The organism is Clostridium magnum DSM 2767 (assembly GCF_001623875.1).
Lineage (GTDB): Bacteria > Bacillota > Clostridia > Clostridiales > Clostridiaceae > Clostridium_AM > Clostridium_AM magnum.
Genome location: NZ_LWAE01000002.1, coordinates 822,933 through 842,969 on the forward strand (window position 1 = coordinate 822,933; position 20,037 = coordinate 842,969).

Below are 20,037 nucleotides of genomic sequence, written 5' to 3' on the forward strand. Positions count from 1 at the left end.
GTCTACAAACAATATTTTAAGATTTTGTAATATGAGTGGTTCCAAAGACATATTTGTGTTTGTTATGTTATTTACTAAATAAAGAACTTTTTATAAAATTTGCCAATGAATTAGAGCAAATTTCAATTTCTTGTAGTATACTTAGTTTAGAATATATTATAAAACAAACTAGCATAATTCAGTAAAAACATTTTAAAATTCTACAACTATATTGTATGAGGGGGATACAACATGGATGTATATGTTGCTAGACAGGCGATATTTGATATTAATAAAGAGGTAATTGCTTATGAACTTCTTTTTAGAAATAATAAAAACAATAAATTCGTTCCTGTAGAAAATTCAAATCCAACTTTAAATGTAATTAGAAACAGTTTTTCAGTTATAGGTTTTGATAAAGTTACAGGAGGAAAACGTGCTTTTATCAATTTTGATGAGGAACTTATAAAGCTAGGACTTATCGAAGCATTTCCAAAAGATTGTATTGCTATAGAGGTACTAGAAACAGTACATCCAGATAATAAAGTCGTTGAGTGCTGCAAAAGGTTAAAAGAAAAAGGGTATATTATTGCACTAGATGACTTTCAATATAATGAAGAGTTTGATGAGTTAATGAACTATGTGGATATAATAAAAGTGGATTTTCTTCTTACTAAAGGAAAAGAAAGAAAAGAAATTATGTATAAAATAAGAAATAAAAATGTAAAGTTTCTCGCAGAAAAAGTGGAAACAGAAGAAGATTATAAGGAGGCAGTGAGATATGGTTATTCTTATTTTCAGGGGTATTTTTTCTGTAAGCCAGTAATTATTTCCGGTAAGGATATATCCGGTTACAAATTAACTTACATTAATTTAATTAATGAATTAAATAAAAGTGATGTAAATATTAAAAATGTTGAAAATCTAATTAAGAATGATGTTTCTCTATCCTATAAATTATTAAAGTCTGTAAATTCGGCTTATTATGGGTTTAAAAGAGAGATTACATCTATTGGTGATGCAATAATAATTATTGGAATAGAAGAATTAAAAAAATGGATTTTTATTATCACATTGCAAAACATGGGAGAAGGTAGTGTAGATGAACTTGTAAAATTATCTTTACTTAGAGCTTCTTTTGGAGAACTATTAAGCCGAAGAATACAATATAGAATATCTAGTTTTGATGCCTTTCTGGCTGGGATGTTTTCCTTAATAGATGCATTAATGAATATGCCAATAGAAAAGATTTTAAGCGAGTTACCAGTTTCAAAAGATGTAAAGGAGGCCCTGTTAGAAAAGGATAATATGATTTCTGAATTATTAGAACTAATTATTAAGTATGAAAATGGAGATTGGGAAGAAGTAAATGAATTGTCTCATAAATTTGGACTTGATGAGGATTTTGTAAGCGGTTGCTATTTAGAGGCTGTACAAAGACTTCAAAGTTTAGAAAGCATATGAAAATAATAGGTAAATGCCCTATAGAGTAGACCTAAAAAAGTCTATCTATAGGGTATTTTGTGTATAATGAAATCAAAAGAACTTAGTTCAACTCTCTTCTAGGTATTTTGAAATTTATAATTCTCTCTATTTCTTGCAGAGTTACAGTGTCTTTTGGATCAACAAATAGGCAAGTGTAGCCTTTTTCACCAGCTCTTCCTGTTCTGCCAATACGATGTATATAACCTTCTACACTTTCTGGTATGTCGTAATTATATATATGGCTAACTCCAGTTATGTCCAAGCCTCTAGCCGCCACATCTGTAGCAATTAAATATTGGAAATCACCATTTCTGAAGGACTTCATTATCCTTTCTCGTTTTGATTGAACAATATCACTATGTATTTTTTTACAATCATATCCACGTTTATAAAGAGCAACTTCAAGTTCGTCTGACCGTCTTTTGGTTCTACAGAATATGATAGCCATGTAGGGGTTATCTTGATCCAAAACAGTGCATAATGCATCTTGTTTTCGTCTGTCTGTAGTTTCTACAACAAATTGTTCGATATTATCAAGTGTCACATCTTCTTTTTTTATAGATATGGTTAAAGGATCTGTCATATATCTGTAAGCTAATCTTTTAACCTCTGAACTTATAGTTGCAGAAAAGCAAAGAGTCTGACGTTTTTTAGAGGTATTCTTGATGATAGACTCCATCTCATTTTTAAATCCCATTAAAAGCAACTGATCTGCTTCATCAAATACCAGGGTTTTTAATTTGCTGAGATTAATTGTCTTCCTTTCAATATGATCTAAAAGTCTGCCTGGAGTTGCAATTATAAGATGAATACTCTTTCTTAGCTTTTTAAGCTGAGAACCTATATCTTTACCACCATATGCAGCTAATATGTTTATATCTTTAGCTTCTTTAAGTTTTAGAGCTTCTTCTGTTATTTGAATGGCAAGTTCTCTAGTAGGAGTAATTATAAGTGCTTGAACTTCATCAATGCTAGGTGATATATTTTCAAAAATAGGGAGCAAGAATGCTAGTGTTTTTCCAGTACCTGTTTGGGCTTCTGCTATAATATCCTTTCCTTCTTTTATAAGGCTGATACTGTTAGCCTGAACTGGAGTTGGATTAGAAATACCATTGACTTTTAATACATTTATTATATCTTCACTAATACCTAATTCTCTAAAATTCATTATGTTCTACCTTTCGCTTATAATATATTGTTTCATTTGCTAATTAATAATATCATACTGTTAGAATTAATGCTAATTATAGTATTTAATCTTGGAGAAGTTTTTATTACAACTACTTAATACTCTGAGATGCTGTTTATTCTACCTCTTAATTTTGTGATATAATATTTTAGTACTAATTCATTAAAAGAGAGGAATGATGTTTTGTGACAAATATAAATAAGTACTATGAAATGGACATTGTAATAAATGGGGAGGTGCATACAGAATAATCTTTGATGCCTCCCCAAAGTCAAAAGGCTATAGTTCATTATGGGAGGAATAAAAATTGAAAAAAGTAGATTTATATGACTTGGGTTTAAATGAAAGATATACTCAAGAAGCTTCAATGTATGAGAAAGAATTATATATTGGGAGAGTTGCCGTTCAATATAGAAATATTTATAAGGTTATCACTGAAGAGGGAGAAATTTTTGCAGAGGTTTCTGGCAAATTAAACTACACTTCAAAATCTGCTATTGATTATCCAGTAGTTGGAGATTGGGTTTTAGTAGATAGGGCTACCAATGAAAAGGGAACTGCAATTATTCATCATACTCTTTCAAGAAGGAGCTGTTTTGAAAGAAAGGTAGCAGGAGCTAGAATAGATGGTCAAATAGTTGCTGCTAATATTGACATAGTTTTTATATGTATGTCACTGAATAATGATTTTAATATTCGTAGGTTAGAGCGATATGTTTCAATTGCTTGGAATAGTAGTGCAGCACCTGTAGTTGTCTTAACTAAGGCAGATTTGTGTAATGATATTGAAAGCAAGGTTTTTCAAGTGGAATCTGTTGCCATTGGCGTAGATATATTAGTTACAAGCAGTATATCTGAAGATGGATATTTGATTGTTAAGAATTATATTAGTAAAGGTAAAACTATAGCCTTTATTGGTTCTTCTGGAGTGGGGAAATCAACTCTTATAAATAGACTTTTAGGCAATGAAGTTTTAGAAACAAAGGGTATAAGAAATGATGATAAGGGAAGACATACTACAACTCATCGAGAATTACTTCTAATTCCGAGTGGTGGCGTTGTTATAGATACTCCAGGAATGAGGGAATTAGGGATAGTAACTGCTGATTTAAATAAATCTTTTAGCGATATAGATGAGATAGCTCAAAGATGTAAGTTTTCAGATTGTAGTCATGAGGATGAACCTAAATGTGCTGTCAGAGAAGCTATAGAAAAAGGTCTGCTTGACATAGAACGTTTAGAAAATTATAAGAAGCTTAAAAGAGAATTAAAATATAGCGAGCTTAATTCAAAGCAAATTGAAAAGGAAAAAATTAATGAAATGTTTGGTGGTATGGCTGCTATAAAAGAAGTCAAGAGATTTATTAAAAATAAGAATAGAAGAAAATAACTGATAGAAGGCGCCTAGTTTTTTACAGGTGCCTTCTTTAGACTTTCTGTTTAAATAATCTGTGATTAAGCTTAATTAGCTAAGGTAAGGAAAAAGTTTAAAATAACTACTAAAAATAGGATTGAATTTATATATTAGTCTTAAGGAGTGATAAGATGGAAAGGTCATCATCTGGAGATGCAGGTTTTTTTCAAAATCGTTTTGTTCAAGTTATTATGGCTTCAGGTATTTTGTTGCAAATAGGAGTATGGGTCCGTAATTTTGCTATTCTCCTGTTTGTAATGGAAAAAACACAAAATGATCCCTTTGCGGTTTCAATGATTTCTGTTGCGGAATTTGCACCAATATTTATTTTTTCTTTTATAGGGGGAACCTATGCAGATCGTTGGCGACCTAAACGAACAATGGTATGGTGTGATTTATTAAGTGCTATTTCAGTATTAATAGTACTGCTTGCAATAATTTTTGGTACTTGGCAAGCTGTATTTTTTGTAACTTTTATTTCAGCTATTCTTTCACAGTTCTCACAGCCGTCTGCTATGAAGCTATTTAAAATTCATGTGCCTGCAGAAAAGTTACAGGCAGGCATGGCAATGTTTCAAACATTGATGGCAATTTTCATGATTATAGGACCAATGATGGGGACCTTTGTATATCAAAGATTTGGAATTAATGTTGCCATAGGGGTAATGGGAGTTGCATTTCTACTGTCTGCGGTTGTATTGACATTTCTTCCTGCTGATGTAAAAGAGGAAAACAAAGAGTTGGAGGCAAATTTTTGGCGGGAACTAAGTGATGGTTTCTGTTATGTTTGGAAAAGAAAAATGCTAACTATACTTGGTGGAGTTTTTGCTGTAGCTGGTTTAGCAGTAGGGATTATTCAACCACTTACAATTTTCGTTGTTATAGAAAGGTTGGGTTTGCCAAAGGAAAGTTTACAATGGATACTGGCAACAAACGGTGCGGCCATGCTTATAGGTGGTGGTGTGCTGCTAGGTCTTTCAAAAAAGATTAGTCCGCAAAAATTACTAGCTCTTGGAATGCTTGTCAATGGTATATCAATTGTAGGTATTGGAATGTCTACAAACTTTTTCATTACTTTTGGACTTGAGTTTTTTAATGGACTATTTATGCCTTGTATTCATATAGGAATAAATACTCTAATTCTTCAATTTACGGAAGAAGAATTTGTAGGAAGAGTAAATGGAGTTCTAAATCCACTTTTTATGGGGGCAATGGTAGTGACCATGAGTTTTGCAGGATGGTTAAAAGTTCAATTTTCTTTAGTAACTATGTATGCAGTGTCTGGGGCGCTATTCTTTTTAGGTGTACTCTTAACAGCTCAACTATTTAATATAGTTAGCTATAATGAAGGAACTAAATTGATTGCTGATGAGGAATAACTTCAATTATTAATGTAGAAAAAGGTACTATTTGTTGGAATGTTTCAGCATCAGCTTAGAAAATATAAGATATACATATGAAAAGAATAATTTATATAAGGGAGGAAGTAAAATGTATTTTAACAAATCAGGTAAAGAGAACACTAAAGAAACATTAGAACTTGCGGTAAAAGTTGCGAAAGATAGAGGAATTAATTATATAGTAGTTGGCTCAAATGAAGGGGAAACTGCTTCTTATCTTAAAGATTGTGGTCTTAAAGTTGTAGTAGTTACCCATGCTAATGGTTTTAGTAAAAATGGTCATCAAGAGCTTTCAGATGAAAAAAGAAAAGAGTTAGAGAATACGGGCTTTATAGTATATACCTCAACACATGTTCTTTCTGGTGCAGAACGGTGTCTTTCTAAGAAATTTGGAGGTATATCCCCTATCGAAGTTATGGCGTATTCATTAAGAATGTTTGGACAGGGTGTTAAGGTAGGCGTTGAAATAGCGGTTATGGCATTAGATGGTGGTGTTATTCCTTATGGTGAAGATATAGTGGCAATAGGTGGTACTGGTCGTGGAGCTGATACAGCAATTATATTAAGACCTGCTCATGCAGCAGATATACTTAATACTAAAGTAAAAGAAATTATCTGTAAACCTTCGGAGTGGTAATATGTTTGATCCTATAGGGAAGATTCTTTTAGATAGAAATTATAGGTAGTATGATATTATTAAAAAGGTTTTGGTGAGGAAAGGACGATACAAATGACTAAATATAAATGGTGCGTATGTGACATGGATGGAACATTATTAAACTCTCAAGGTGCTATATCAGAAGAAAATGAAGCGGCACTAAAAAAGTTACAGGATAGAGGATTAGAAGTTATTATTGCTTCTGGAAGAACAGACCTAATGGTTAAATCCTTTATAAAACAGTTAGGGTTGACAGGCTCTGTTATATCAAGCAATGGAGGATTAATTAGAAATATAAGAACAGGAGAAGTCCTTTACTCAAAGTTAATTGAAAAATCAGTGGTACGAGAGATTTTAATTTATTGTGAAGAAAACAAAGTAGATTTTCTTTTATATACCCTTGATATGGTATATGGTAACAAGGGAAATCCTCTTATGGTTAAATATGAAAAACGTAATGAGGAATTAGCGGAAAATATGAAAGCACCTCTAGCATATTTACAGAATATCAGTGAAATTGATAATCTGGATATACTTAAGGTCTTACTTGTTTGTAGAGAACAACCTGAAAGAATTGTAGAATTAGAAAAATATTTTTCTAAAAATGAAAGAATTACTGCTGTAAGTTCAGCAGTAGGTCTCTTAGACATAATGGCTTCTAATATATCTAAAGGTAATGCTTTGAAAATTCTAGCAAAAAAGATGGGTATAGATTTAAATCATGTAATTGCATTTGGAGATAACTACAATGATGCAGAAATGCTAAAGTGTGTTGGAATGCCTATAGCTGTAGAAAATGCTGTAGAGGATATTAAATTGCATGCAAAACATATAACTAAATCTAATAATGAGTCGGGGATAGCTTATGCAATTCATAACTTTATCTTGAATCTAAAGAACTGATAGTATGTATGAGAAAGATATAAAAGTTATAAAGTTTAATAAATGGAACCGGAAGATACTAAATATATTCTGGATTATTTATGTGGAAAGTTCCAGCTGAATATGGAGATAAAATTGCTAAAAGTACCAGGCACATTAGTTGTGGCTGGTACTTTTAGCAGTATAACAATTAAAGTTGTCATTATTTCTATTTTAAAATGCAACCAATTTGTTATTAACAAAACAAAAAGCTCAAATTTTAGATATATCGAATCTTTTGTTTTATCAATACACCATCTACTAAACTGCTGCATTCTTTAAGCTTCTTAATTCAGAATCATTACTAAGTGTTGATAAATAGTTGATTGCTGAGTTTTCCTGTTGAAAACATTCTTTTGAGATTTTAATAAAGTCTTTTGCATATTTAGATAAGTAGTCTTTATTAACATAAGCAGCAATAAAATCCATGTTTATAGTTGGATTACCAACAGAACAAAACATAAGGTTATCTTCATTGGATATATATTTCATATGGCTTTCAGGAATAAAAGTCAGGCCATAATTTAAACCAACGAGCCGTACAGAAGCCTCAAAATTTTTAGTCTCTAATATAATATTAGGATTTATATTTGCTTCATCAAAAATATGCCTTTCAACTCTTCCAGTATGCTGACTAGGTGAATGCATAATAAAGGACTCATCCTTACAAAGTTCTATATCCATCCACGGATATTTTGATTCTTTAACCTTTTTTGCTTTTTTTGATAGTGGGTGGCCTTTATGCATAACTAGAAGCATCTCTTCCTGATAAATAACTTCATGGTCTAAATCCAATTTGCGAAAGGGTTTGTTGAAAATTGCTAAGTCGCTAATGCCATTTTTAACGTCTTTCTCACTTTCAGTAGAGTCACCTTCAGATAAAATAATATGGACATTTGGGTATTTCTTCTGAAAGGCTGGAATAATTAAAGGAATCAAGTAGCTTCCTCTAAGTAATGGGACAGACAGTTTTAACCTTCCTCTCTCTGAGTCCACAGATTCGTTTAATTTATTCATTAGAGTATCTCTTTGTTGCAACATCTTAATACCACTTTCTAAAAACATCTCTCCTTCAAAAGTAAGGTCGATTTTATTGCCTTCCCGTTTAAACAAAGTAATTCCTAATCTTTTTTCCATATTTTTGATATAGGTACTAAGATTAGGTTGAGTTACATAAAGTGATTCTGCAGCTTTTGTAATATTGTGGTACTTTGAAATCGCTAGAACGTACTCGATATCTTTGAATTCCAAAAAAAACATCCTCCTATAATTTTTATTTTACTTGATTATAGCATAGAAATTATTGATTTAGATTATAAACACACCGAAAAAACATAACTTTCGATTATGAAAAATATAAAAAGAACTAATTGGAGTATTATGTCGAATTACTGTATACTTAAATAGTATTCTTGATTAAATAATAACTGGTATGAAAGAATTGTTTACAGTAAACAATTACTTTTAGGAAATAATATTCTTTTGTTATTCGGGCTTTAATAAATCTAACTTTAGGGCCTTTAAATAAAATTAAATTTAAAATCTTGTAGGAGGTTACAAAATGGAAGTATTAATAGGTTCTATACTTATACTTGTTTTTATTCTAGCAATTTATAAAAAATGGCTAAGCCCTTATGTAGCATTAATCGTTGTTCCATTATTCTTTGGAATCGTTTATTGTTTACTAACTAAGCAGTCACCAGTTGCAGCTTTAAACTGGGCTTATGATGGGGTGTTTTATAAGGTAGGGGCTAATGGAAAGGTTTCCCCAGGAACAATGAAATCAGCATTAATGGTTTTATTTGCATGTACATACTTTACTTTGATGATGCAGGTAGGTTTGTTTGATCCATTAGTTATTGCAATTATAAAATTAGTTAAAGGTGATCCGATGAAGATTATTGTCGCTTCTATGCTTACAGCTGCGATGGTATCTCTTGATGGAGATGGAACTTCAACAGTACTTATTACAACTGCTGCATTTATGCCGCTTTATAGACAGTTTAAAATTAAAGGTATATATCTTGCAGTACTTATTGCTTTACCAACTTCAGTATTCAACATGACACCGTGGGGAGGACCACTGGCAAGAGTATTATCAGCACTTAGCTTAGATGTAACACAACTTTTCCCACGTCTATTACCTGGTATGGCAGTTGTTTTACTTTATTCTCTTGCAGTTGCGTACTACTTTGGTAGAAAAGAAAGAGCTAGACTTGGTTATGATCCAAAGACAGCGGCTAAAATTTCCGATGAAGAAATGGAAAAGATGTACGATAGCGTTAGAAATAACGACCCTGAATTAAAAAGACCAAAGGCTTTTTGGTTTAACTTAATAGCTACTGCTATCATCATGTACATGTTAGTAGAAGGTGTAGCAAACAGTGCGGTTCTATTCTTATTTGGTATAGCTTTAGCACTTGTAGTTAACTATGGTTTTAACTTTAAAGAACAAAAGGATAGATTAGCAGGAGCATTAGAAGAAGGTACACCAGCTGCTGCAATGATTATCAGTTCAGGATTTTTCATGGGTATATTAAATGGAAGTGGTATGGCATCAGCTATTGCTACAAGCTTAGGTAATCTAGTTCCTCCAGGAATGGGTAATCTTATCCCTATCCTTACAGCTGTTCTAGGAATACCTGGACTTATCTTCTTAAGCTCAGATGGATACTATTTTGGAATATTGCCAGTATTAGCTAAGGTAGCTGCGGGCTTTGGTGTTTCAGCAACTACAATGGGTGTAGCAGCAATGGTTCCACTAGCAACTTATTATGCAACACCACTAGTTGCATGGATATTCATACTATGCGACAGAACAGAGGTAGAGTTTGGCGATTACCAAAAGGCAATATTGTTAGCTGGTATCCCAGCATTTATTATCTATATAATTGTGTTCATCTTAACTGGACAAATTCCACTATAATAATGCAATAAATAAAGCTTAGAGAAACTCTTTTGGACAAGTTCAAAGGGGTTTCTTTACTTTGCATAATACGATATTTTTTTAAAAATTCAATAACATTAATGAAATGTTATAGCACTTTCCATATTGACAATATGTCAATTGAAAAATATAGTATTATTAATAGAAAAATCATGGTTATTAAAAATCAGTACTAGGATTGATTTTTAATAACCATGAACAGTAAAAATATTAAAAAGAAAGATGAGGTGAAAAACCTGATTTTTAGTTAGTAAATGGAAAGAAATTATTAAGATTTGATATTAACCTTAGTAGTTGAATTATGTGAAGCTGACGTTCTATTAGGCAATAGGATGAAAAATCATACATTATGATTTTAGAAATCAGGATTATTTTGGAAGAATTAAGCATTTTAAGAGAGAAAATTGATAAAGTAGATAAAGAATTGGTTAAACTTTTTCAGGAGAGAATGGAATTAGCATGCAAAGTTGCTGAATATAAGAAGAATAACTCAATGGAAATTCTAAACATTGAAAGAGAAGAGCAGGTTATAAAAAAACAATTGAGAAATCTTGAAGATAAATCAATAGCAGAGGAAACAGAAGCTTTTTTCAGAAATGTTATGTCTATAAGCAGAAGTTTACAACGTAAAATAATTGATGATAATAATGTAATTTTTAATAATATTGTCAATAAAGAAGCTCGTAAAAATGAATTCTGTATAGTAGGGTTTCAGGGAGATGCTGGTTCTTTTAGTCAGGAGGCTCTCACTGAATACTTTAGTGCAAATGCCAAGGCTCTTAATTTTCAAAGTTTCAAAGATGTCTTTGAAGCATTAAAAAGAGGAGATATACAGTATGGAGTTTTACCTGTAAAAAATTCATCTACAGAAGTTACAACTGAAATTTATAACTTGTTAATGGAGTATGGTTTTTATATAATAGGTGAAAAATCTGTTAGAATTGAGCAGGAGCTTTTAGCAGATAAAAATGTACAAACGTCAGATGTAGAAGAAGTATATTTGAATAAGCAAGCTGTGTATCATAACAATAATAATTATACAACTCTTATGGTTATTGCACCAAAATTTGAAGTGGGAAAAGATTGTAATAAGGTAAGTATAGTCATCACATTACCAGATGAAGTGGGAATTCTTCATAATATTACAAACTATTTTTATAAAAATAACTTAAGTATGACTAAAATAGAATCACGACCAGTAGTAGATAAGCCTTGGGAGTATTTCTTCTATATAGATTTCTATGGAAATGTGTTAGAGGAAGATACAAAAAATGCTATAAAGGCTATCGAAAATAAAAGTACCTATTTTAAACTCTTAGGAAATTTTAAATCCGAAAAGGGATTAATCTCAATGGAAGAGGCTTTTAATAACATTGTGTTAATTGGTATGCCAGGCTGTGGTAAAACTACTATAGGAAAAATAATTGCTGAAAAACTCAATAGAAAATTTATAGATATAGATGAATATATAGAAAAAACAAATAATGCAACTATCCCTGAGATTTTCAAAAATGGTGAAAAACACTTTAGGATGCTTGAGTCTAAGGCAGTTGAGGAATTAAGCAAAGAAACTAATGCTATCCTTGCTACAGGTGGAGGTGTAATAAAAAACCAAGAAAATATCGAAAAGCTTGCTAAAAATGGCCTTATAATTTTTGTAGATAGACCTGTAGATCAAATAGTTTCTGATGTGGAAATACAAAAAAGGCCTCTTTTGAAAGATGGAATTAAGGTAGTATATCAGCTTTTTAACGAGAGGTATGATCTTTATATACAAAGTTCTCACCTTCAAGTCTATAATTCAGGATCTTTAAATGAAATTGTAGAGAAAATATCTGATATTTGCAAATAAAAATAAATGATTACATAAATTATAAAATAAGCCATACTATATCCAAGAAAGCTTAAAGGGGTATATAGTATGGTTTATTTAAAAGCTTAAACAGGAAACAAAACTCTAGCTAAGTATATGGACGAGGTTAGTGTAATACAACTAAAAATAGTAGATATCATCACTTCCTGAGAGGCAAAGTCTTGATAGTTGTCACATTCAACAGCAATTAAAGCTGTATTTACTGCTGTCGGTACTGAAAAAGAGATGAAAACTGTTTGTGCAACAACTCCAAAGAAACCAAATATATGTATTAATACTGCTGCTAGTATAGGTCCTATGATTAATCGAGTAAAAACTGCTATATTTACATTAATGTCTTTAAAATCAAATTTAGTTTTTGAAAGCTGAACTCCTAAGGTTAGTAATGCCATAGGTACAAGTCCATTCTTTACATATTCAAGTGTATTCCATAGAGGTGTTGTTGTTATATCAATTTTAGCATATTTAAGTAAGAGTGCAAGTGGTATAGCATATATAGATGGCATAGAGAAGATTTTGTGCATTGAATCTTTGATATTCATTTTACCTCTTCCTGCATTATAAAAACCGATAGTATACATGGCAACATTAGTAAACACCAGAATCATAATTTGAACTGTAAGAGCCTGATTTAAATATGGTGTCTTACCGTTAATAATAAAGGGCGCGGCGCCAAAAATAAGAGTAATAAGAGATATCCCAATATTACCTGTATTATTAAACATAATGGAATTTTTAAAGGCATTTGTTTGTCCAACATCATATTTACGAATTTTTGAGACAACTCTAGCTATTAAATCATTAAATATTAAATATATTATGCAAAATAATAAAATTTTAAGCATCTCATGAGATAAATGAGCGGTATAAAGATTATAAAATATAAATGCGGGTATAAATAAGTAGAAATTTAGTTTGCTAAGAGTAAATACACTTAAGTCAAATTTCTTGCTTATTATGTAACCAAATGCGATTATTATAAAAACTGGTATAATGTTATGTGCTAGTATGTGTAAAAAAATAGACATTTATGAAATCCTCCTAAACTTATCTATATCTTATGTGATAGCTATCCACTTTAATACTGTAATCAGATTAAAGTTTTCACTTTATCCTTTGATTTGATATAAGTAGTGTAAAATCAACAATTAAAAACTTAATTACAGTCTATTTTACTAAATATATCTATAACATTCAACTACTTACAGATTTCTTTATTTATAGTTATAATAAGTAATGAATATATAAATAATAGAAGAACATTATCGGATTGCTTAGATATGAGAAAGTGGTGAGAAAATGAAGTTAAAAGAATTAGAACAAATAATTTTCAAACCAGCTTCTACTTTGATGAAAAAAAGAGGCGAAAAAGTCTTTAGAGATGGCCTAGTTTCTAATATTAAAGGTAGAAAGATCGAAAATGTACATCATGTTTATGGAGATGTACTAAACAATATTAATTACAAGGAATTTAAAACTCACATAAAAATAAATTTGTTAAATAAAAAATTAGATGGGGTCAGTTGTACTTGCAATGATTTTAAAGACATTTCTATTAATAAAAATATCTTTATGTGCGAACATCTAACTGCCACTGCGTATAAGTTTTTAAACTTGCTATATAAGAAAAATCAATTACTTAAAAAGTTACCTAGAGAGAATAAAGAAAAGATAGAAATAGATATGGGCGTAAAAGTAACTCATAAGCTGTGGAAGGGTGTAACTAATTATGAGTTAGAGTTTAGGCTAGGTTCTGAATATAAGCATTTAATCACTAATCTAAAGGATTTTGTCTTTGCTTTAGACAATAAGAAAAATATTTTCTTTAATAATCAGTTTACATATAATTCTAGGGAGTATAGTATCTCTAATAGTGCTATAAGAATTATAGATTTTATTAAAGAATATGTTTATGCAAACAAAGGGATATCATCCACAGGAAGAAACTTGATAATTAATCCTAATGATTTAAGAAAATTTTTAGAGTGTTTTGGCGAAGGTAATATCCAATTTAAATATAATGGTATGGAATATAAAACTGCTGTTTTTAACAAGGATTTACCTCTTAGCTTCACATTAAAAGAAAAAAGTGCAAGGTTTATATTAACTACTCATAAGAAGCTTCCAATCCCATTAAATGAAAACAAAGATGTTTATTTATTTAATTGGCAACTTTACTTGCCTTCAAAAAATCAAATTCAAAAATATATGCCTTTATATGAAAGATTTTTGAAAAAAGATGAACTTTTATACAATAAAACTATAGAAAACTATAATAAAATTATTTCATTGTTAAGCAGTATTTCAAAAAACGTTACTATTGCAGAAAGTGTAAAAAACTTTTCCTCAGCCTCATTAAAGATAGAGTTTTTAATTTATAAAGAGAACTTCAACATATACTGTAATGTAAAAGCAATTTACTATAATGAAAAGATTAATATATTAGATGATGATAAAAATAAACAACAGCTTATAAGAGATTTAAACAAAGAAGAAAAAGTTCTTATGAAGCTTGAATATTATAAATTTGTTAGAAGAAAAGATAGGCTTATGTTTATTGGTGGAGATGAGGAGCTTTTCGACATTTTGAGTAAAAGAGAAAATGATATCCATTCACTTGGCACCGTCATATTAGGGAAAGGTTTTGAAGACATAAAAGTATATAATTCAGATTCTATCGAATTAGATTTCTATGAGGAAAATGGATATTTAAAATTTAATTATAATATGGGCAATATTGAAAGAGCAGAACTAGGGAATATATTTGAAAGCTATAAGTCTAATAATAGGTTCTATAAAACTAGAAACAATGAATTTATAGATTTGGAAGATAATGATGTAAGAGGATTTTTTAATTTAATTGAGATGCTAAATGCCAGCGAAGGTATAGAAGAAGGTTCAGTAAAGATAGAAAAAAATAAAGCTTTATTTATAGTGGAAAGTTTTAAAAATAGAAACTTCAAATTTGGTCAGGGTGTTAACTTATTAAAAGATATAGAAAATAAGCTGACTTATATAAATAGTAAAGAAATAGATTTGCCAAAGGATTTAAAAAGGATACTTAGGGGGTATCAAATTAAAGGATTTAAATGGTTTAAAACTTTAAGTCATTTAGGATTTGGGGGTATTTTAGCTGATGAAATGGGTCTTGGTAAAACAGTTCAAACAATATCCTTTCTTGCAACAGAAGAGAACAAAAAAACCTTAATAATTGTTCCAACCTCGTTAATTTATAATTGGAGAGATGAAATAGAAAGGTTTGCTCCTAGTTTAAAGGTTGGAATTGTACATGGAGAGAGAGCACAGAAAGAAAAGGTAATAAATGAACTAAAAGAGTATGATTTGATTTTAACTACCTATGGCACTCTAAGAAACAATATTAAGATGTATAATAATATTCGATTTGATTATTGTATTGTAGATGAAGCACAAAATATAAAAAATCCGATAGCACAAAATACTAAGGTAGTTAAAGAAATTGAAGCAAAAGTAAGGTTTGCACTGACTGGAACTCCTATTGAAAATAATCTAACAGAGCTTTGGTCCATATTTGATTTTATAATGCCAGGCTACCTATATACTAAAGAAGCTTTTTATGAGAAACTTATTTCTAATAATGATATTGATTTAGAGGAGCTTAAATTATTAATTAAACCTTTTATTCTAAGACGAACTAAAATAGAGGTTATGGAAGACTTACCAGATAAACTAGAGAAGACTATCTTAGTTGAAATGACAGCAGCTCAAAAATCAGTATATAATGCTTATATAAAAGATGTAAGAACGAAAATAAAGAAGGATTTTCATGGGAAGGTAGAAGTTTTTTCTTATCTAACAAAGTTAAGACAAATTTGTCTAGATCCTTCTCTTATATTTGAAGAATATGAAGGTGGAAGTGGAAAACTTAAAATTGCAATGTCTCTGGTAGAAGAACAATTAGCTACTAATGGAAAAGTGTTGCTATTTTCTCAATTTACATCTGTGCTAAAAAAAATAGGTCAATATTTAAAAGAAAAGGATATCGAATATTTTTACTTGGACGGTTCAACGGTATCTAAAGAAAGAATTAATTTAGTAAATGAGTTTAATAACAATGAGAAGATAAAGATATTTTTAATTTCATTGAAGGCAGGAGGAACTGGTCTTAACTTGACTTCAGCAAATTTAGTTATTCATTTTGATCCATGGTGGAATCCTGCAGTAGAGAATCAAGCAACAGATAGAGCACATAGAATTGGCCAAAGAAATGTAGTGGAAGTAATTAAGCTAGTTGCTAGAGGAACAATAGAAGAAAAGATTGTTTTATTACAAGAACATAAAAAGGAATTAATTGATAGAATTATTACAGGTGAACTTAAAAATAGCAATATGCTAAATAAGTTATCCAAGGAAGAATTAATGAAACTTTTCGGTAGGGATTAAGTAAAAAATTCAACAAGCTAAGGTTTACCTTCAATATAAGACTTTGCTTTCTTTTACCTAGTAATGTATTTAATTAATTCGTACTAAGAGTGTTGGTATTTTTTATTTGTTTTGAGGCAAAATACCTTATTATAGCTTATAGTACTTATGCTTATGAAAAAGGAGAGATTAACAATGAAAAAGTTTACTGAAAGAACTTATGAAAGTGAAAAACAATTTAATAAAGCCTCAAAAAAGTTAGGTAAGAAAGGATTTAAGGTTTTAAAAACAACTATAGATGATGGTAAATATGTAGTAGAATATCAAACTAGACCTTAGAATTAAGAATCTCATTTCTTAATTATTGTTTGTTATCAAAAAGCCTCTGCTTATTATAATTAAGCAGGGGCTTTCTAAACCAGTAGCTAGTTAACTACTTCCCTTTCTTTCTAAATATATTCTTTTGGGAAATGTAAGCTATAAAAGAACCAGTTAAGACAACTGAAATCCCCATCGCCACAGAAAGTAAATTATTTAGTTCACCATACTTCATATCAAAGCACCTCCAAGCTAAAAATCTTTTTAAATTTAAGTTATATTTTATATTTTGCATAAAACTTATTTCTATTAATCATGGTTATTTAATTATAGGAAAATTAGAAAGATTATAGTGCATAAGAATAAACTTTACAGGAAAAATATTATATATTAGCAAGTTTATCCGATGACTACTCGCTCTAATACTCCCATACGCACTCTGTGAAAGCGATTCACACAAAATCATAGATTTTGGTTCTCTGCTTTTCTTCAAAGTGTACGTTCCGAGCGGCTATGTCCCTGGATTCGTTCAACTAAGAATTAGATGGAGTTGAAGCTCCATCTGATTCAAGTTTCACTTCATATTTAATCATTGAATTTATACAGTAAAGGTAGGGAATAAGGAGGGAGATATGATGTCTAATAGTAGCAGCAATACACAAAATCAAATTGGAAGTTCAGCTGAACAAAATAGTCAAGCAGATATTTCCCAAGAAGCCTATTCTGAAGCAAGACTAGAATCAATGAAACTATCTACTTCCTTAACTGTAAATATAGAGATGTTAAAAAAAATTGCAGGAGCCAACGCTGACCTAGTGAGTAGGAGTTTTACATTAGGAAAAACGGAGGTAATATCAGCAGTAATTTTTTATTTTGATAATCTTATTGACTCTGAACATATAGATTCTAACATTATGCAGTCTTTATTGACAGATCCATACGGAATAGGTTTGAATACAGGGGCCGATATAGTAAAAGAGTTAAGCTTGGGAAACCTAATTACTCGTGCACAGATTAAAAAGTCAAATAATATGAAAGAGCTAATGGATGGAATTCTTGTAGGCGAGGCAGTTCTTCTAATAGAAGGAATAGATCAGGTCTATATTATAAGTGCAAAGGGGTATGAGCATAGGACGGTGGCAGAATCAGACGTTGAACCTATAGTAAGAGGTCCTAGAGATGCATTTATTGAGGTATTGAGCACTAATCTAGGACTTATTAGAAGAAGGATTCACAGCCCTAACTTGGTGTTTGAATCACTAAAGGTTGGCAGAGTGACGCAGACAATAGTTTGTATTGGATATATTAGAGGTATTTGTTCACCTAAGCTTGTAGATGAAGTTAGGTTACGAATTAGTAGAATAGACATTAATGGTGTATTAGGAAGTACTTACATAGAAGAACTTATTAATGATGCACCTTTAAGTCTTTTTCCCAAAGTACGTAATACTGAAAGACCTGATGCAGCTAGTTCAGCCTTACTAGAAGGAAGAATAGTTATTATTGTGGACAATACACCGGTGGCTCTCATTATTCCAGGTGAATTTTTTTCACTTTTACAATCCTCAGAAGATCATTATAATGAATATATATTTTCGACTTTAATAAGATTTTTGAGATATATTTCATATGCTATAGGACTTACGCTGCCTTCATTTTACATTGCTATTGCTAATTTTCATCAGGATTTAGTGCCTACTAAACTTTTGGTAAGTATTATATCAGCTCGTACAGGAGTACCTTTACCTAATTTTGTAGAGGCAATTCTTATGGAAGCTACCTTTGAAATCCTCCGTGAAGCTGGATTACGTCTTCCAAGACCCTTAGGGCAGGCGGTAAGCATTGTTGGAGCACTTGTTATTGGGCAGTCAGCGGTTCAAGCTTCATTAGTTTCGCCACTGATGGTAATAGTAGTGTCTTTAACTGGTATTGCTATATTTACTATCCCTCAATATAATATTGCTCACCCCGTACGAATACTCAGGTTTCCTTTAATGATTGTGAGCTCAATTCTAGGCCTTTATGGTTTAATGCTAGGACTATTATTTCTATTGATTCACCTATGTTCTGTAAGGAGCTTTGGTACACCATATCTTACTCCTTTAGCTCCTTTTAAGGCTAGAGATCTTAAAGATACTGTTGTACGGGCACCGCTTTGGAGCTTCAACGGACGACCAAGATCAACTATTGAGAATAATAAACCTATGTCCTCTGGTGAAATGCCGAGACCACCTAAAGACGGGAGGAATAATCCGTGAAAAAGATGATAGTCCTTTTAATAATTATTTCATTTACTTTTATGGGTTGTTGGGATTCAGTGGAAACTGAAGAACTTGGAGTTGTAACGGCAATAGGACTGGGGATAAGTGAAAGTAATAATATCAGGGTAATTATTCAGGAAATACCCCATAAAAAACAGACAACAAGTAATGAAGGATCAGCTGGAGGTAATAAAAGTTCATTTTACATGTATGACGGATCTGGTCCTACTATATCCGAAGCAATACAGAGGATGTCGGCAAATGAGCACCACAGGTTATACTTTGCCCATACTAAGGTAATTATATTAGATGAGGCATTAGTTAGTACAAAAGGCATAAAGCCTATAATTGATTTCTTTGAAAGAACCCCAGAGGTAAGACTTAGCACATGGATATTAACATCACCAATGAATCAGTTTGATAAAATGCTTAGTAAGGATGTAGGAATTGGCATTGATACAGGTTCAATGTTAGAAGAAACAATTCATAATAAGAGGCAGAATTCAATCCTTACTATCAGCGATCTAAAAGATTTTGTAGAGATGTTTAACAAATCCGGCAGTGAGGCCTATTCATCTGGTGTAAGTATAAAATCTCAGAATTCCGCTGATAATCAAGCCAGCAAAGAAAAATTTTATGTTAAAGACACTGCAGTGTTCAAAGGTGATAAAATGGTTGGTTGGCTTACGGATGAGGAATACATGGGGTTTTCATGGATTAATGGAGATGGAAAAGGAGCGATTATGAACATTCCCCTTGGTGATGGGGTACTTTCACTTCGAATAGTTAGAATTAAATCCAAGTTACAGCCCGTAATAGATGATGGGGAAATGAAAATGAATATTGATATAGAAATTATATCGAATATTCAAGAAAGTCAGGTTAATTACAATTTTATGAATGAAGACACAATCAAAAAAGTTGAACATCTTCAAAATGAAAAAGTAAAATCTCAAATAACTGCAGCATTTGAAAAATCTAAAAGATTAAATTCAGATGTTTTTAGAGTGGGTAGTTATTTTAATATGAGATATCCTGATTTTTGGAAAGGAATTCAAAATAATTGGTACTCATACTATTCAGAGGTAAAAGTAAATATTAATGTAAATTCAACAGTTAAAGATGTTGGGAATGTTTATAAGTCGTTAAGAAGATGATGAATATTTAAATAGAATGATTTAAGTACAAAAT

General features: G+C 31.0%; 14 protein-coding genes. 11 read left to right on the forward strand and 3 right to left on the reverse strand.

Going from position 1 to position 20,037, the window contains the following annotated elements; genetic code table 11:
* Nucleotides 1-231 precede the first annotated feature (231 nt).
* Nucleotides 232-1,443: an EAL and HDOD domain-containing protein gene (locus tag CLMAG_RS11250; protein WP_066622080.1), complete on the forward strand. Its 1,212-nt coding sequence runs from the start codon at nucleotides 232-234 to the stop codon at nucleotides 1,441-1,443.
* Between the two features lie 82 nt (nucleotides 1,444-1,525).
* Here the strand turns inward: CLMAG_RS11250 and CLMAG_RS11255 are convergent, their stop codons facing one another.
* Nucleotides 1,526-2,632, reverse strand: coding sequence for a DEAD/DEAH box helicase (locus CLMAG_RS11255; protein ID WP_066622082.1), 1,107 nt, complete (start codon nucleotides 2,630-2,632; stop codon nucleotides 1,526-1,528).
* A 328-nt stretch (nucleotides 2,633-2,960) separates the two neighbouring features.
* Here CLMAG_RS11255 and rsgA point away from each other — a divergent pair, with 328 nt between their 5' ends.
* The 4 genes from rsgA to CLMAG_RS11275 all read left to right on the forward strand — a co-directional run bounded on the left by rsgA (nucleotide 2,961) and on the right by CLMAG_RS11275 (nucleotide 7,028).
* On the forward strand, nucleotides 2,961-4,043 hold the full coding sequence (rsgA, locus tag CLMAG_RS11260; protein ID WP_066622084.1) for a ribosome small subunit-dependent GTPase A: 1,083 nt from the start codon (nucleotides 2,961-2,963) through the stop codon (nucleotides 4,041-4,043).
* Nucleotides 4,044-4,198: 155 nt separating this feature from the next.
* Nucleotides 4,199-5,446: an MFS transporter gene (locus CLMAG_RS11265; RefSeq protein ID WP_066622086.1), complete on the forward strand. Its 1,248-nt coding sequence runs from the start codon at nucleotides 4,199-4,201 to the stop codon at nucleotides 5,444-5,446.
* Between the two features lie 112 nt (nucleotides 5,447-5,558).
* Nucleotides 5,559-6,104: a pyruvate kinase alpha/beta domain-containing protein gene (locus CLMAG_RS11270; protein WP_066622088.1), complete on the forward strand. Its 546-nt coding sequence runs from the start codon at nucleotides 5,559-5,561 to the stop codon at nucleotides 6,102-6,104.
* 93 nt (nucleotides 6,105-6,197) lie between these two features.
* Nucleotides 6,198-7,028, forward strand: coding sequence for a Cof-type HAD-IIB family hydrolase (locus CLMAG_RS11275; protein ID WP_066622092.1), 831 nt, complete (start codon nucleotides 6,198-6,200; stop codon nucleotides 7,026-7,028).
* Between the two features lie 279 nt (nucleotides 7,029-7,307).
* Here the strand turns inward: CLMAG_RS11275 and CLMAG_RS11285 are convergent, their stop codons facing one another.
* Nucleotides 7,308-8,297: a LysR family transcriptional regulator gene (locus tag CLMAG_RS11285; protein WP_066622097.1), complete on the reverse strand. Its 990-nt coding sequence runs from the start codon at nucleotides 8,295-8,297 to the stop codon at nucleotides 7,308-7,310.
* Nucleotides 8,298-8,607: 310 nt separating this feature from the next.
* On the opposite strand from CLMAG_RS11285, the gene CLMAG_RS11290 reads away from it, so the two are divergent.
* Both CLMAG_RS11290 and CLMAG_RS34710 read left to right on the forward strand, forming a co-directional pair.
* Entirely contained in the window at nucleotides 8,608-9,972 is a 1,365-nt protein-coding gene (locus tag CLMAG_RS11290) for a citrate:proton symporter (protein WP_066622100.1), read from the forward strand.
* A 370-nt stretch (nucleotides 9,973-10,342) separates the two neighbouring features.
* Nucleotides 10,343-11,845 carry a chorismate mutase gene (locus tag CLMAG_RS34710; RefSeq protein ID WP_066622101.1) on the forward strand — a complete coding sequence of 501 codons (1,503 nt, stop codon included), beginning with the start codon at nucleotides 10,343-10,345 and terminating at the stop codon, nucleotides 11,843-11,845.
* Nucleotides 11,846-11,931: 86 nt separating this feature from the next.
* Here CLMAG_RS34710 and CLMAG_RS11300 read toward each other — a convergent pair whose 3' ends face one another.
* Nucleotides 11,932-12,894, reverse strand: a complete 963-nt coding sequence (locus CLMAG_RS11300; protein WP_066622102.1) for an AEC family transporter — start codon at nucleotides 12,892-12,894, stop codon at nucleotides 11,932-11,934.
* A gap of 271 nt (nucleotides 12,895-13,165) precedes the next feature.
* Between CLMAG_RS11300 and CLMAG_RS11305 the strand changes: the two genes are divergently transcribed.
* From CLMAG_RS11305 to CLMAG_RS11315, 4 genes are all read left to right on the forward strand, one after another.
* Nucleotides 13,166-16,288: a DEAD/DEAH box helicase gene (locus CLMAG_RS11305; protein ID WP_066622104.1), complete on the forward strand. Its 3,123-nt coding sequence runs from the start codon at nucleotides 13,166-13,168 to the stop codon at nucleotides 16,286-16,288.
* Nucleotides 16,289-16,462: 174 nt separating this feature from the next.
* Nucleotides 16,463-16,606, forward strand: coding sequence for a hypothetical protein (locus CLMAG_RS32980; protein WP_169809801.1), 144 nt, complete (start codon nucleotides 16,463-16,465; stop codon nucleotides 16,604-16,606).
* Between the two features lie 611 nt (nucleotides 16,607-17,217).
* Nucleotides 17,218-18,843 carry a spore germination protein gene (locus CLMAG_RS11310; RefSeq protein ID WP_082831891.1) on the forward strand — a complete coding sequence of 542 codons (1,626 nt, stop codon included), beginning with the start codon at nucleotides 17,218-17,220 and terminating at the stop codon, nucleotides 18,841-18,843.
* A gap of 5 nt (nucleotides 18,844-18,848) precedes the next feature.
* Entirely contained in the window at nucleotides 18,849-20,003 is a 1,155-nt protein-coding gene (locus CLMAG_RS11315; protein WP_242873033.1) for a Ger(x)C family spore germination protein, read from the forward strand.
* The last annotated feature ends 34 nt before the right edge of the window (nucleotides 20,004-20,037 follow it).